Origin of the sequence: Bradyrhizobium sp. CCBAU 25360 (assembly GCF_028128695.1) — a bacterium.
Classification (GTDB): domain Bacteria; phylum Pseudomonadota; class Alphaproteobacteria; order Rhizobiales; family Xanthobacteraceae; genus Bradyrhizobium; species Bradyrhizobium ottawaense.
In genome coordinates, this window is sequence record NZ_LBJA01000040.1 from 212469 (window position 1) to 227198 (window position 14730).

The following is a 14730-nucleotide window of genomic DNA, read 5'->3' on the forward strand; positions in this document are numbered from 1 at the left end:
TTGACGGCATGATCCCGGGCGCGATTCCCATCCGCGCCGATTCTTTCAACCGAACGAGGTACTCCCATGGCCGTTGGCAAGGTTTCTGACACCGATTTCGAAGCCGAAGTGCTCAAGGCGAACGGTCCTGTGGTCGTCGATTTCTGGGCTGAGTGGTGCGGCCCCTGCCGCATGATCGCGCCCGCCCTCGACGAGATCGCTGGCGCGATGGGCGACAAGGTCAAGATCGTGAAGCTCAACGTCGACGAGAGCCCCAAGACCGCGTCCAAGTATGGCGTGATGTCGATCCCGACGCTGATGATCTTCAAGGGCGGCGAGATGGCCTCCCGCCAGGTCGGCGCGGCGCCGAAGGCGAAGCTGCAGCAGTGGATCACCTCCGCGGTCTGATCCGCCTGGCGCAAGTTTATTTTCGACAACGGCCGGCGAAATGCCGGCCGTTTGCGTTGACGGGACGTGTCCAGCGTATGACGAGTCCCGACCCTTGCCTGCCCCTCCTGCAAAGCGCGCGCGAAAATCGACCTCTCTCGTTGCCATGGAGGCGCGGTCGGTCGACGAAATTCCACGCGGCAAGGAATGGCAATACGAGCCGAAATGGGATGGCTTTCGCTGCCTGCTGTCGCGCGACGGCAGTCATGTCGATCTGCGCTCGAAATCGGGCGAGGACCTCGCGCGCTATTTCCCGGAAGTCGTCGCCGCGGCGCTGAAGCTGAAAGCCGACCGTTTCACGCTCGACGGCGAGATCGTCGTACCGCACGGCAAGAGCTTCTCGTTCGACGCACTGCTGCAACGGATTCATCCCGCCGCAAGCCGTGTGAAAAAGCTCTCGCAGGACACGCCGGCGCTCTATCTCACCTTCGATCTGCTCGCGACGGTAAAACAGAAGCAGCTTGCCGGAAGGCCGCTGAGCGAACGGCGGCCGGCGCTGGAGGCTTTTGCGAAGGCCCATCTGAAGGGCGGCCTCTTCCGCCTGTCGCCGGCGACGACGAGCTTCGCCACGGCGAAAAAGTGGCTGGCGCAATCCGGTGGCGGCTCGGACGGCGTCATCGCCAAGCGCGTCGACCTGCCTTATCAGGCCGGAAATCGCGACGGCATGCAGAAGATCAAGAAATTTCGCAGCGCCGATTGCGTGGTCGGCGGCTTCCGCTACGCCACCAACAAGATCGCCGGGCGAAAGGTGGTCGGCTCGTTGCTGCTCGGGCTCTACGACGATGGTGGCTTGCTGCATCATGTCGGCTTCACATCCGCGATCAAGGCAGAGCAGAAGCCCGCGCTGACCGACCGGGTGGAGGCGCTGACCGCAGAACCCGGCTTCACCGGCAACGCGCCGGGCGGACCGAGCCGCTGGTCCACCGAGCGCTCGGCAAAATGGTGTCCGCTGAGACCGAAGCTGGTGATCGAAGTCTGCTACGACCATTTCAGCGGCGAACGCTTCCGCCACGGCACCTCGATCCTGCGCTGGCGCCCCGACAAGGCGCCGCGGCAATGCAGCTTCGAGCAACTGAAGCAGAAGGTGGCCGATCCGATGAAGCTGCTGAGGTGAGTCGGTCTAGTGCAGAGCCGGGGCCCAGAAGCCGCGAGTCTGGGTCCTGGCTCTGCGGAGCAGCGCTTTGCGCTGCACCGCGTCCGGGACACGAGAGGATTTACCTGAGCCATCCGGTCGCGATCGCCTGCGCCAGTTCGGGCTGCCCATTGCGCCGCGCCAGCGCCGCCATCGCCTCGTGATCATACGCGACGTGGCGGAATGTCACCTGCCAGGCACGATCAGCCAGCTCGAGGATCGCGTAGCGCGCATGCGGCGTGCCAGCTTCGACTACATGCGGATAGGGATGCTTGTCACGATACCCAGGACTGCCGACGCTGCCGGGATTGACGATCAGCCGGCCGTCACGCAAGCGCACGGCGCGGGCGAGATGAGTGTGGGCGCAGAGAATCAGGGATTGCTTGAGCCCCAGCGCGAACTGCTCGATCCGGTCGAGCGGCGACAGCGCCACCGCGCCGTCCGGGTGCACCATGTCGAGCCAATAGACCTCGTCGTTATCGGGCGTCGCGTGGCAGAGAAACACCTGCTCGCGAAACACCCGCGTCATTGGCTGCGCCCGCAGCCAATCCAGTTGCGCGGCGTTGAGCGCTGTGTGGGCGGGGCGATCCCACGAGCCCATTTGCTCCGGGGAGCGGTCGAGCAGATAGCGGTCGTGATTGCCGAGCACGTGGACGGCGTCGAGCGTCATCAGGATCTCGATGGTGCGGCGCGCATCGAGCGGGCCGCTCAGCATATCGCCGAGATTGACGATGGCGGTGATCCCAAGGGCGCGGATGTCGGCCAGCACCGCCTCCAGCGCAAGGTAGTTACCGTGGACGTCGGCAATCGCGGCGAAACGCATTGGCATTCTCTCTTTCGTGCCCCGGACGCGGCGCAGCGCTGCTTCAGCGATGCGCTGCAGAGCCGGGGCCCATGCGGCCCTGGGTCCCGGCTCTGCGCAGCAGCGTTGCACGCTGCACCGCGTCCGGGACAAGAGAAATCATGCAGGAGGCGTGCCGTTGATCGCCAGCACGTGGCCGGCCAGATACAACGAGCCAGTGATCAGGATGCGCGGAGGCACCTCGTAGGCGAGCTTCGAGAGGGCGCGCAGCGCGGCTTCGACGCCGGAGACGGTCTCGACGCGCATGCCGAGGCTGCGGGCGGCGTCGGCGAGGCGATCGACCGGCATCGCGTTCTCGGTGTCGGGGATCGGCACCGCGATGATGTGACGGGTGAGACCGGCGAAATTGGCAAGGAAGCCCTGCGCATCCTTGTTGGCCATCATGCCGGCGATGACGACCAGCGGTCGCGACACCCGCTCTTCGAGATCTCCGAGCGCCGCCGCCGCGACACGGCCGCCTTCGGCATTGTGCCCGCCATCGAGCCAGATCTCCGAGCCCTGCGGACCGAGAGCGAGCAGCTCGCCCGAGGTGATGCGCTGCATCCGCGCCGGCCATTCGGCACCGACGATGCCGGCCTCGAACGCCGCCTGATTGATCTTGAAGTTCGGAATCGCGCGCAGCGTCGCGATCGCAAGGCCGGCATTGTCGAACTGGTGGCGGCCGAACAGCCGCGGCGCCGTGAGATCCATCAGGCCGCGATCGTCGGAGTAGACGAGGCGACCGTGCTCGACATTGACGTGCCAGCTCTCGTTCGCCGCAAAAAGCGGCGCGCGCATGCGCTTGGCCTGCGCCTCGATCACCGCCATGGCTTCGCCCGCCTGCTCCGCGGAGATCACGGGCACGCCGCGCTTGATGATCGCCGCTTTCTCGCCGGCGATCGACGTCAGGGTGCCCCCGAGGAAATCCATGTGGTCCATGCTGACGGGCGTGATCACGCAGGCCGCCGGCGCATCGATCACGTTGGTCGAATCGAGCCGGCCGCCGAGGCCGACTTCGAGCAGCACCACGTCGGCCGGGTTCTGCGCAAACAGATGGAAGGCGGCCGCCGTCTTCAGCTCGAACAATGTCGCGGCCTCACCGGCATTGACGCGCTCGACCTCTTCGAGTGCGGCACGCAACTCGTCATCGCCGACGAGCTGACCACCACTGAGGCGGCCGAGCCGGAAGCACTCGTTGATCCTGACAAGATAGGGCGAGGTGTAGGCGTGCACCCGCAGGCCTGCTGCCTCCAGCGTCGCGCGCAGATAAGCGAGCGTCGAGCCCTTGCCATTGGTGCCGGCGATGTGGATCACCGGCGGCAGCTTGAGCTCGGGGTGGCCGAGCCGTTCGAGCAGGCGGTGCATCCGCTCCAGCCCGAGATCGATGCGCTTCTGATGCAGGACCGACAGCCGCCCGATCAATTCACCGAGCGGCGTCTTCGCGCTGTCAGAGGACGCGTTCACGCGTGCGGCGCAGCCGGCGCCGTCTCGGCGGCCGATACGATCTGTGCCGGGCTGAGCACCGGCTGCATCGGCTTCGACGCGGTCTCCGGCGCCGGCGCCTTGGTCAGCAGACGGCAGAGCCGCGCCAGAGTCGGACGCAGCTCGTGGCGATGCACGACCATGTCGACCATGCCGTGCTCCTTCAGATACTCGGCGCGCTGGAAACCTTCAGGCAGCTTCTCGCGGATGGTCTGCTCGATCACGCGGGCGCCGGCAAAGCCGATCAGCGCGCCGGGTTCGGCGATCTGAACGTCGCCGAGCATCGCATAGGAGGCGGTAACGCCGCCGGTGGTCGGGTTGGTCAGCACGACGATATAGGGCTGCTTGGCCTCGCGCAGCATCTGCACCGCGACCGTCGTGCGCGGCATCTGCATCAGCGACAAGATGCCTTCCTGCATGCGTGCGCCGCCGGATGCGGCGAACACGATGAACGGCGACTTCTTTTCAACGGCGAGTTCGAGCCCGCGGACGATGGCTTCGCCTGCGGCCATGCCGAGCGAGCCACCCATGAAGTCGAAATCCTGCACGGCGACGACGACGGCGGAGCCTTCGAGTCTGCCGTAACCGACCTTGATCGCATCGTTCAGATTGGTTCGGGCGCGCGCGTCCTTGATGCGGTCGACGTATTTCTTCTCATCGCGGAACTTGAGCGGATCTGGCGTGACGTCAGGCAGCGCGACGTCGAACCAGGTCTCGTTGTCGAAGATCGACTTCAAGCGCGCCACCGCCCCCATGCGCATGTGATAGTTCGAGCCGGGGATGACGAACTGGTTGGCCTCGACGTCCTTGTAGAACACGAGCTGCCCGGAGTCCGGGCACTTGATCCACAGATTCTCCGGCGTCTCCCGCCGCAGCATGTTGCGGATCTTCGGCCGGACCACGTTGGTAAGCCAGTTCATGGTTTGCTCCGATGTGCGGCCCGCCTTGCGGATCGCCTGAAGGGATATATGGCGACCGGGCCGTTGCCCGGCAAGCCGCCGTGTCGCCGTGTCGCCCGCCCCAAAAGCGGAATTATGGCCTATTCCGCCGCCTGTTGCGCGCCCTTGACGCCCTGGGCCAGGGCCGCCGTCAGCTCAGCCACGGCGTTAACGGTTTTGCCGGTCGCCCGTCCCTCGGCGTCGAGGCTGTTCTTGAGCGCATCGACCAGCGCGGTGCCGACGACCGCACCATTGGCATGGGAGGCAATGGCACGCGCCGTCTCCGGCGTGCGGATACCGAAGCCGACGCACACCGGCAGCTTGGTGTGCCGCTTGATGCGGGCCACCGCTTCGCTCACGGCCGAGGAGTCCGCCGCCGCCGCACCGGTGATGCCGGTGATCGAGACGTAGTAGACGAAGCCCGAGGTGTTGGCGAGCACGGCCGGCAGCCGCTTGTCGTCGGTCGTCGGTGTCGCCAGACGAATGAAATTGAGGCCGGCCTTCATCGCGGGCAGGCAGAGCTCGTCGTCCTCCTCCGGCGGCAGGTCGACGATGATCAGACCATCGACGCCCGCGCTCTTGGCATCGACCAGGAACTTGTCGACGCCGTAAATGTAGATCGGATTGTAATAGCCCATTAACACGATCGGCGTCGCATTGTCGTCCTTGCGGAAGCCGCGCACCAGCTCCAGCGTCTTCTTCAGCGTCATGCCGGCCTTGAGCGCACGCAGCCCGGCGGCCTGGATCGAGGGACCGTCGGCCATCGGATCGGTGAAGGGCATGCCGATCTCGATGACGTCGGCGCCTGATTTCGGCAGCGCCTTGATGATCTCGAGCGAGGTCGCCGGATCGGGATCGCCGGCCATCAAGAAGGTGACGAAGGCCGAGCGGCCCTGCTTCGCAAGCTCGGCAAAACGGGTGTCGATACGCGTGGTCACTTCTTGCCCCTCAGGATGTCGCCGACCTGCGGGACGTCCTTGTCGCCGCGGCCGGAGAGGTTGACGACCATCAGGTGATCCCGAGGCCGCTTCGGCGCGAGCTCCATCACCTTGGCGATGGCGTGCGCGGGCTCAAGCGCGGGGATGATACCTTCGAGGCGCGACAGCAGCTGGAACGCGGCGAGCGCTTCGTCATCGGTCGCGGAGAGATAGTTCACGCGGCCGATCTCGTGCAGCCAGGAATGCTCGGGGCCGATGCCGGGATAATCGAGGCCGGCCGAGATCGAATGCGCGTCCTGGATCTGGCCGTCCGCGTCCATCAAGAGATAGGTGCGGTTGCCGTGCAGCACGCCGGGACGGCCGCCCGCGATCGACGCCGCATGCAGCTGCGTCAGCCCATGGCCCGCAGCTTCGACGCCGAAGATTTCGACGGAGGGATCGTCGAGGAACGGATGAAACAGGCCCATCGCGTTCGAGCCGCCACCGATGCAGGCGACCAGCGAATCCGGCAGGCGGCCTTCGACCTCCTGCATCTGCGTCTTGGTCTCGTTGCCGATGATCGACTGGAAGTCGCGCACCAGCGTCGGATAGGGATGCGGGCCGGCCACCGTGCCGATGCAGTAGAAGGTGTTGTGCACGTTGGTGACCCAGTCGCGCAGGGCCTCATTCATGGCGTCCTTCAGCGTGCGCGTGCCCGACTGCACCGGGACCACCGTCGCACCCAGCATCTCCATGCGGATCACGTTGGGCTGCTGCCGCTCGACGTCGACGGCGCCCATATAGACCACGCATTCGAGCCCGAAGCGCGCGCACAGCGTCGCGGTGGCGACACCGTGCTGGCCGGCGCCGGTCTCGGCGATGATGCGCTTCTTGCCCATGCGCCGCGCCAGCATGATCTGGCCGAGCACGTTGTTCACCTTGTGCGAGCCGGTGTGGTTGAGCTCTTCGCGCTTCAAATAGATCTTGGCGCCGCCGAGATGCTCGGTGAGGCGCTCGGCGAAATAGAGTGGCGAGGGCCGGCCGACATAGTGCTTAAGATAGCCGTTCATCTCGGCCTGGAAGGCCGGATCGGCCTTGGCCTCGGTGTAGGCCTTCTCCAGATCGAGGATCAGCGGCATCAAGGTTTCGGCGACGAAGCGGCCGCCGAAGATGCCGAAATGGCCGCGATCGTCGGGACCGCTGCGATAGGAATTGGGTTTGGCGACGTTCATCGAACACTCAACTCTTGGCTGGATTCTTGGCTGGCGCGCGCAGCGCGAATGAAGGCCTTGATCATTTCAGGATCTTTCACGCCGGGGGCGCTCTCGACACCGGAGGAGACGTCGACGCCGCCGGCGCGGGTGACGCGGAGTGCCTCGGCGAGATTGTCGGCATGAAGCCCGCCCGAGACCATGTAGGGCAGTTTCAGATCGAGGTTTTCGAGCAGGTGCCAGTCGAACGGCTCCCCCAGGCCGCCGGGCCGGGTCGCATCCTTCGGCGCGCGGGCATCGAACAGGATGCGGTCGGCGATCGCGGCATAGCCGGGCAACACGGCGAGATCGGCCGCGGTCGCGACCGGGACCGCCTTCATCACCGGGCGGCCGAACCGCTGCTTGATGTCGCGCAGCCGCGCCACGCTCTCCTTGCCGTGCAGCTGGAAAATGTCCGGCGACAGCGCGTCCATGATGTTGTCGAGCGTCGCATCGTCGGCGTCGACGGTGAGGGCGACCTTGAGCGCGCGCCCCTTCACCTGGCGGCCGAGGTCGCGGCCGAGCTCCAGGGACAGATGCCGCGGCGAAGGGGGGAAGAACACGAACCCCACCATATCCGCACCCGCCTCGAGCGCCATTTGAAGCGTCTCGCGCGTGGACAGGCCGCAGATTTTGACGAGCAGGGACATGGTCTCAAAGCAAATGGAGGCCGCAACGTGCGGCCGGAAAACAGCGTTTTCGGTCGGGGCCGCTTCTACAACGTCGCGCGCTGCTTGTCTCGCCCGATGGGCCCGTAAAGCCCGACCCCGGAGGGTACGGGAAGGCGCTGCGAGCCGGGCTTTGCCGCGGCCGCCTGGGCCCGCAAATCGGCCAGTTCGGCCCTGGCGACCCGTGAATCCGTCTCGTGCCGGCGCGCCGCGCGGCGCCAGTGCCGCTGACCGAGCCAGACGGCGGAGCCGCCGGCGAAGACGCCGAGGGCGGCGACCAGGATCAGGAGGAGGAACAGCGGCAGCGTGACCGACAATGACGGGTCGTTCGCAATGAACGGATCGAACGAGACCGTGACGAAGTGCCGGTTGGCAACGGCGAAGGCCACCAGGATCAGGCCCAGCGGGATCACGATTAGCGCGGTCAGGAACTTTCGCATCGCGATCGCTCGTCTTGAATCAAGCTTGCGGCCGCATCATGCGGCCGTTCGGTTAAACCCCGACGACGACAGCCTTAGTCGGGCGCGCCGGGATCCGGATGGTCGCGGTTCAGCCGCTCGCGCATTTCCTTGCCGGTCTTGAAGAACGGAACGCTCTTCTGATCGACGGGCACATGGGCGCCGGTGCGTGGATTGCGCCCGGCGCGTGCAGGGCGATGCTTGACCGAGAAGGCACCGAAGCCGCGCAACTCGACGCGGTCACCGCGCGCGAGGGCCGCTACGATCTCTTCGAGAATCGCATTCACAATGTTCTCGACATCCCGCTGGTACAGATGCGGGTTGTGCTCGGCGATACGCTGAACAAGTTCGGATTTGATCATCGAGAGATAGGACCCGGAAGCGTGCGGATGACCATTTCCGTGAAAATACCTTGATCTGTCAAGACGCTAAATCAAGGTTGAGCGTCGCGAAATTACGTGACAAATGCCGAAAAAGCGGGCTGACCCGACGCCCGCCAAACGGGAAAACCCTCAGCCGCTCGCCCAACCCCCTCAATTTGAGGCGGCCGGTTGCCACAGGGCCAGCATTCCATCCATTCCGAACCGATCGACCGCCTGCGCGACGCCGGTTTGCCCGATTTGATGCGCAATCGAGCCCAAACCGAGCGCTTCCAGCGTAACGGCGGCGGCCGTCTTGAGGAATGGCAGATCGCCGAAGCGCGGCTGGAGCTTGTAGTCGCGCACGGAGAGCCCCTTCTTGACGCCCTTCTGCTCGACCAGCCAGGTCACCGCCGTCTTCTCGTCGCCTATCTGATCGATCAGCTTGAGATCGATCGCCTGGCGCCCGGTGAAGACGCGGCCATCAGCCACTTTCTCGAGCTGCGTGTCATCCATGCCACGCCGCTCCTTCACCAATCCCCTGAACCAGGCATAGGAATCCTTCACCAGCGCATCGAGCGCGGCCCGTGCTTCCGGGCTGGTCGGCTCAAAACCGTTGGGCGCGGCCTTCAGCGGCGACGACTTCACCTCCTCGACCTTGACGCCGATGGTCTTCAGGAGCTCGCTGACGTTGGGATATTGGAACAGCACGCCGATCGACCCGACCAGCGAACTCTGCTGGGCGATGATGTGATCGCTGGCAATCGCCGTGATGTAGCCCCCGGAGGCAGCCAGGCCCTCGACCACCACGACGAGCGGCTTCTTCGCCTTCAGCCGGACGAGTGAATCGTAGAGCTGCTCGGAGCCGGCGGTGGTGCCGCCCGGCGAGTTGATGTGAATGATGACGGCGGCGGCCTGCGAATTCTCCAGCCGCTCCAGCGCCTGCGTACGATCGGAATCGCTGCGGATCAGGCCCTCGATCTGGACCCGCGCGATCGAGCCGGCGGATGCGAACGTGCCCCGCGTACCCGGTGTCACGACCAGCGCAAAGCCCGCAATCGCCGCAATCGCGATCAGCGCAGCCATCACGCGCCAGAACGTCAGCTTGCGGCGGATCCTGCGGCGATCGACGATGATGTCCGAATCGAGCGACATCTAGATATCTCCAAATGAAAGGCCGGACGCGTTGTGCCCTCACAGCGTGACCAACGGCTTATCTGGATACATCAATTGCGGCGCAATTAGAAGAAAACAAGGCTGTGACAGCGTAGGCCGAGATGCTGCCACACACTCACATGTCGTCCCGGCGAAGGCCGGGACCCATACCCGCAGGGCGGAGTGTGACGCGAGACGCCCACTCCGAGTCTTCGTCAAACCACTCCCTGTGGGTATGGGTCCCGGATCTACGCGCGCTTTGAGCGCGCTTGTCCGGGACGACAGCGGAGTTTGTGGAGACAGCAAACAAAAAAGCCCCGGCTCGCGCCGGGGCTTCGATGTCTGGCGAACCGAAAGGTTCGCTTACTTGCTGTCGCGGTTCTTGAGCGCGGTGCCGAGGATGTCGCCGAGCGTTGCTCCCGAATCGGAGGAGCCGTACTGCGCGATGGCTTCCTTTTCTTCTGCGACTTCGAGCGCCTTGATCGACACCTGGACCTTGCGGGCCTTCTTGTCGAACTGGATCACGCGGGCATCGACCTTCTCACCGACGGCAAAGCGTTCGGCGCGCTGGTCGTTGCGGTCACGGGCGAGCTCGGAGCGCTTGATGAAGGTCGAGAAGTCGGTACCGGTGATCTTCACCTCGATGCCGCTTTCCTTCACTTCGAGCACTTCGCAGGTCACGACCGCGCCCTTCTTGACATCGCCCGGCTCGGCGAAGGGGTCGCCTTCGAGCTGCTTGATGCCGAGCGAGATACGCTCCTTCTCGACGTCCACATCGAGCACCACGGCCTTCACCATGTCGCCCTTCTTGTAGTTGTCGATCACCTGCTCGCCCGGAAGCTTCCAGTCGAGGTCGGAGAGATGGACCATGCCGTCGACGTCGCCCTCGAGACCCAGGAACAGACCGAACTCGGTCTTGTTCTTGACCTCGCCCTCGACCGTCGAACCGGTCGGGTGACCTTCCACGAAGACCTCCCAGGGGTTGCGCATGGTCTGCTTGAGGCCGAGCGAGATGCGGCGCTTGACGGAATCGACTTCCAGCACCTGCACTTCGACTTCCTGCGAGGTCGAAACGATCTTGCCGGGGTGCATGTTCTTCTTGGTCCACGACATCTCGGAGACGTGGATCAGGCCTTCGATGCCCGGCTCGAGCTCGACGAACGCACCGTAGTCGGTGATGTTGGTGACGCGGCCGGTGAAGCGGGCACCCAGCGGGTACTTGGCTTCGATGCCCTGCCACGGATCGTCCAGCAGCTGCTTCATGCCCAGCGAGATGCGGTGCGTCTCGTGGTTGATCTTGATGATCTTGACCTTCACGGTCTGGCCGATCGAGAGCACCTCGGTCGGGTGGTTGACGCGGCGCCACGCGATGTCGGTGACGTGCAGCAGGCCGTCGATGCCGCCGAGATCAACGAACGCACCGTAATCGGTGATGTTCTTGACCACGCCGTCGATGACCTGACCCTCTTCGAGGTTCTGCACCAGCTCCTGACGCTGCTCGGCGCGGGTCTCTTCGAGAACCGTGCGGCGGGACACGACGATGTTGCCGCGACGGCGATCCATCTTGAGGATCTGGAACGGCTGCGAATTGTTCATCAGCGGCGCAACGTCGCGGATCGGACGGATGTCGACCTGCGAGCGCGGCAGGAAGGCCACGGCACCGTCGAGGTCGACGGTGAAGCCACCCTTGACCTGATTGAAGATGACGCCGTTGACCTTCTCGTTGTTCTGGAACGCCTTCTCGAGCTTGCCCCAGCTCTCTTCGCGGCGCGCCTTGTCGCGCGACAGCACGGCTTCGCCGAGCGCGTTCTCGATGCGATCGAGGAACACTTCAACCTCGTCGCCGACCTTCAGTTCGCTGTCACGGCCGGGGCCGGAAAATTCGCGCAGGGCGACGCGGCCCTCGGTCTTCAGGCCGACGTCGATGACGGCCATGTCCTTTTCAATTGCAACAACCTTGCCCTTGACGACGGAGCTCTCCTGCAGGTTGCCACCTGCGAAGGACTCGTCGAGCATCGCGGCGAAATCGTCGCGCGACGGGCTATAGGTATCAGCAGAAGTCGAAGCCATTTGTTCTCCAGTTGCGGATGTCGTGCCGGCCGTTGGGTTCATGGGCGCATCGCACGCGCAGTGTCGGAAGGTCCGCAAGACCTTCGAGCGACCGCTCGCTGCTCCGGCCTGAAAGGCGGAACAGCGGAAGCGGGCCGGCTGAGGCCCGCGCGTTCGATACGTGGAAATCTTGTGTCCGGAGCCTGGATCGCGTCGGCCCCAAACAGGGGACCGAGGTATCGACCTCAAAGAGCGGGAGCGGGCACTTCCTCCAATGACGGCGGCGGCTTAACCCCGCGACCGGCCCGCTCGGACGGCCTCGATAATGTCGATGGCGGCCCGGACGCCGCCTTCTATATCCAGTTGGGAGTTATCTAGCAAGTAAGCATCGGCGGCCGGTTTCAGGGGTGCAATAGGCCGATTCTTGTCGCGTTCGTCGCGCTGGATGATGTCGGCGAGCACGGCGGCCTCGTCGGCCTCCTCGCCCCTCGCCTTGGCCTCCATGGTCCGGCGGCGCGCTCGGACTTTTGGATCGGCGACGACGAAAATCTTCACGTCCGCATGCGGGCAGATCACGGTTCCAATGTCCCGGCCGTCCAGCACCGCTCCGGGCGGATCGGCGGCGAATTGCCGCTGAAAATTGACCAGGGCCTCGCGAACCCTGGGGATCGCCGAGACGATGGAGGCGCCCTCGCCGGCCTTCTGGGTCTTCAGGGCCGGATTACCGAACTTTTCGGGATCGAGTTCCAGCGCCGCAGCGACCGCAGCCTCCTCGTCCCGGAGATCGTGACCGGACTGCATCAGGGCATAGGCCACCGCACGGTAGATCACGCCGGTATCGAGGTGACGGTAGCCGTAATGGTGCGCGAGACGCTTGCCGAGCGTCCCTTTGCCCGAGGCCGCGGGTCCGTCGATGGCGATGATCATAAAAACTCGGCCCCTAGCGAACGCATCATCGGAATGAAGTCCGGGAAACTGGTGGCGATGAAAGCGGTGTCGTCCACGGTCACCGGCTGGTCCGAGGCGCAGCCCATCACCAATGCGGACATCGCGATGCGGTGGTCCATGTGGGTCGCGACAGTGCCGCCGCCGGGGACGTGACCGCGACCCTCGACGATCAGATCGTCACCGGAGACCTCGACCTTCACGCCGTTGACGCGGAGCATGGCAGCGGTGGCCTCCAGGCGGTCGGACTCCTTGACGCGCAGCTCCTGCAGGCCGCGCATGATCGTCGTGCCCTCGGCGAAGGCGGCCGCCACCGCGAGCACGAGATATTCATCGATCATCGAGGGCGCGCGCTCCGGCGGCACCACGACGCCGCGCAGCTTCGAGGCCCGCACGCGCAGTTTCGCCATCGGCTCGCCGGCGTCGCCGCGGACTTCGCTCTCCTCGATCGATGCGCCCATTTCGCGCAGCGTGGTGAACAGGCCGGTGCGCAGCGGATTGGTCATGACATCCGACAGGATGACATCGGAGCCCTCGACGATCAGCGCCGCGACCACCGGGAAAGCTGCCGAAGAGGGATCGGCCGGCACCACCACGGTGGCGCCGTGCAGCTCGGGCTGGCCTTTGAGCGTGATACGGCGGCCGTGCACGCCCTCCTGTGCCGAGGTGATGTCGGCACCAAAATGCTTCAGCATCAATTCGGTGTGGTCGCGGCTGGCCTCGGTCTCGATGACCGTCGTGGTGCCGGGCGCGGCAAGGCCCGCCAGCAGCACCGCAGATTTGATCTGGGCCGAGGCGACCGGGGTCTTGTAGGTGATCGGCAGCGGATCGCGGGCACCCTGGAGTGTCAGGGGCAGGCGGCCGCCCTCACTGCCGGAGATGACCTTGGCGCCCATCTTTTCCAGGGGATCGAGGATTCGGCGCATGGGGCGGCTGCGCAACGAGGCGTCCCCGTCGAAAACCGCCGAGATCGGGCAGCCGGCGACGGCGCCCATCACCAGCCGGCAGCCGGTGCCGGAGTTCCCGAAATCCAGCGCTTCCTTGGGTCGGGCGAAGCCCGCGACGCCGACGCCCTGCACTTTCCAGGCAAAATCGCCGGTCCGCTCCACGGTGGCGCCCAGCGCCTGCATCGATTTGGCGGTGTTGAGGACGTCTTCGCCCTCCAGCAGACCTGAAATCCTGGTCTCGCCGAGCGCGAGCGCGCCCAGGATGAGGGCACGGTGGGAGATCGACTTGTCCCCGGGCACCCGTACTTTCCCGGTCAGGGGCCCGCTGGCGCGAGCCTGGAGCGGCCTCGTTTGGTCGGAATGGGTCACGATTGTGTCCTTGGATGCGCCCTCGAGGGGGCTGGGCGCAGGTACCACATGGTCAGCGCCTCGTCACGGGCATGTCGTTCTCCCGTAATGCGCTATTGACAGCGGGCCGCCAACTAGCCAAGTGAAACACCGCTTTTCAGACATTCCCAGGATTCCTGCCGTGGCCAAGTCCGAACTCGGAACCAAACGTATTTGCCCAACCACGGGCAAGAAGTTCTATGACCTCAACAAGAATCCGGTGATCTCGCCCTATACTGGTGAAGTCGTGCCGATCGCCCCGGTCGCGCCCGCGCGCATGCCCCGCGGCGCCGAAGCCCGGCACGCAGCGACGGCCGACGCCACGCCGGAGCCGGCAGAGGTCGAGGAGGTCTCGCTCGAGGAGGCCGACGCCGAGGAGAACACCGGCAAGGTCAAGGCCGCCGTGCCCGAATCCGAGGACGATATCGAGGTCGATGAGACCCTCGATGACGACGATGACGATGATTCGACCTTCATTGCCGACGAAGAAGAGGGCGATGAGGACGTGACCGACATCATTGGTGATGTCGGAGGTGATGAAGAGACTTGAGATCAGCCCTGATCTGTGAAAAAGGGTGCACCGCGCGAGTCACCAGGGCTCGCCGGTACGGGTGATCCACTAGGATCCCCACAAGGACTAAGGGGCCATAGCTCAGCTGGGAGAGCGCTTGCATGGCATGCAAGAGGTCGGCGGTTCGATCCCGCCTGGCTCCACCAGCCTTCGCTCGCTTCGCGAGCTTCGGCTGGGCAAGCCTACGGAAGTCCCTCGTAGCGAA

General features: G+C 65.0%; 15 protein-coding genes and 1 tRNA gene. 4 read left to right on the forward strand and 12 right to left on the reverse strand.

Annotated features, from left to right (window positions below; all coding sequences use genetic code 11):
• Positions 1-66: 66 nt before the first annotated feature.
• Both trxA and XH81_RS20445 read left to right on the forward strand, forming a co-directional pair.
• Positions 67-387, forward strand: coding sequence for a thioredoxin (gene trxA / locus XH81_RS20440; protein WP_007598398.1), 321 nt, complete (start codon positions 67-69; stop codon positions 385-387).
• Positions 388-532: 145 nt separating this feature from the next.
• Positions 533-1540: an ATP-dependent DNA ligase gene (locus tag XH81_RS20445; RefSeq protein WP_028139482.1), complete on the forward strand. Its 1008-nt coding sequence runs from the start codon at positions 533-535 to the stop codon at positions 1538-1540.
• A 100-nt stretch (positions 1541-1640) separates the two neighbouring features.
• Here the strand turns inward: XH81_RS20445 and XH81_RS20450 are convergent, their stop codons facing one another.
• The 12 genes from XH81_RS20450 to aroA all read right to left on the reverse strand — a co-directional run bounded on the left by XH81_RS20450 (position 1641) and on the right by aroA (position 13936).
• Positions 1641-2381: a metallophosphoesterase family protein gene (locus XH81_RS20450; protein WP_028139481.1), complete on the reverse strand. Its 741-nt coding sequence runs from the start codon at positions 2379-2381 to the stop codon at positions 1641-1643.
• Between the two features lie 138 nt (positions 2382-2519).
• Positions 2520-3863 (reverse strand): bifunctional folylpolyglutamate synthase/dihydrofolate synthase, encoded by a 1344-nt coding sequence (locus XH81_RS20455; RefSeq protein ID WP_028139480.1) that lies wholly within the window; start codon positions 3861-3863, stop codon positions 2520-2522.
• Positions 3860-4801: an acetyl-CoA carboxylase, carboxyltransferase subunit beta gene (gene accD, locus XH81_RS20460; RefSeq protein WP_028139479.1), complete on the reverse strand. Its 942-nt coding sequence runs from the start codon at positions 4799-4801 to the stop codon at positions 3860-3862. Before accD ends, XH81_RS20455 begins: the two co-directional genes overlap by 4 nt.
• A gap of 119 nt (positions 4802-4920) precedes the next feature.
• Entirely contained in the window at positions 4921-5757 is an 837-nt protein-coding gene (gene trpA, locus XH81_RS20465) for a tryptophan synthase subunit alpha (protein WP_028139478.1), read from the reverse strand.
• Positions 5754-6968, reverse strand: coding sequence for a tryptophan synthase subunit beta (trpB, locus tag XH81_RS20470; RefSeq protein ID WP_028139477.1), 1215 nt, complete (start codon positions 6966-6968; stop codon positions 5754-5756). Before trpB ends, trpA begins: the two co-directional genes overlap by 4 nt.
• Positions 6965-7636, reverse strand: coding sequence for a phosphoribosylanthranilate isomerase (locus XH81_RS20475; protein ID WP_028139476.1), 672 nt, complete (start codon positions 7634-7636; stop codon positions 6965-6967). The genes trpB and XH81_RS20475 overlap by 4 nt, the downstream gene beginning before the upstream one ends.
• Positions 7637-7701: 65 nt before the next feature.
• Positions 7702-8094: a hypothetical protein gene (locus XH81_RS20480; RefSeq protein ID WP_028139475.1), complete on the reverse strand. Its 393-nt coding sequence runs from the start codon at positions 8092-8094 to the stop codon at positions 7702-7704.
• 74 nt (positions 8095-8168) lie between these two features.
• On the reverse strand, positions 8169-8474 hold the full coding sequence (locus tag XH81_RS20485) for an integration host factor subunit beta (protein WP_007598410.1): 306 nt from the start codon (positions 8472-8474) through the stop codon (positions 8169-8171).
• 171 nt (positions 8475-8645) lie between these two features.
• Positions 8646-9626, reverse strand: coding sequence for a signal peptide peptidase SppA (sppA, locus tag XH81_RS20490; protein ID WP_028139474.1), 981 nt, complete (start codon positions 9624-9626; stop codon positions 8646-8648).
• Between the two features lie 363 nt (positions 9627-9989).
• A complete protein-coding gene (gene rpsA, locus XH81_RS20495; protein WP_028139473.1) occupies positions 9990-11696 on the reverse strand; it encodes a 30S ribosomal protein S1 in 1707 nt (568 codons plus the stop codon).
• 267 nt (positions 11697-11963) lie between these two features.
• Entirely contained in the window at positions 11964-12602 is a 639-nt protein-coding gene (cmk, locus tag XH81_RS20500; RefSeq protein WP_028139472.1) for a (d)CMP kinase, read from the reverse strand.
• Complete coding sequence (gene aroA, locus XH81_RS20505) at positions 12599-13936, reverse strand: 3-phosphoshikimate 1-carboxyvinyltransferase (RefSeq protein WP_028139471.1); 1338 nt, start codon at positions 13934-13936, stop codon at positions 12599-12601. Before aroA ends, cmk begins: the two co-directional genes overlap by 4 nt.
• 160 nt (positions 13937-14096) lie before the next feature.
• Here aroA and XH81_RS20510 point away from each other — a divergent pair, with 160 nt between their 5' ends.
• Both XH81_RS20510 and XH81_RS20515 read left to right on the forward strand, forming a co-directional pair.
• Positions 14097-14504 (forward strand): TIGR02300 family protein, encoded by a 408-nt coding sequence (locus tag XH81_RS20510; protein ID WP_018323433.1) that lies wholly within the window; start codon positions 14097-14099, stop codon positions 14502-14504.
• Between the two features lie 91 nt (positions 14505-14595).
• Positions 14596-14671 (forward strand) — tRNA-Ala (locus XH81_RS20515).
• The last annotated feature ends 59 nt before the right edge of the window (positions 14672-14730 follow it).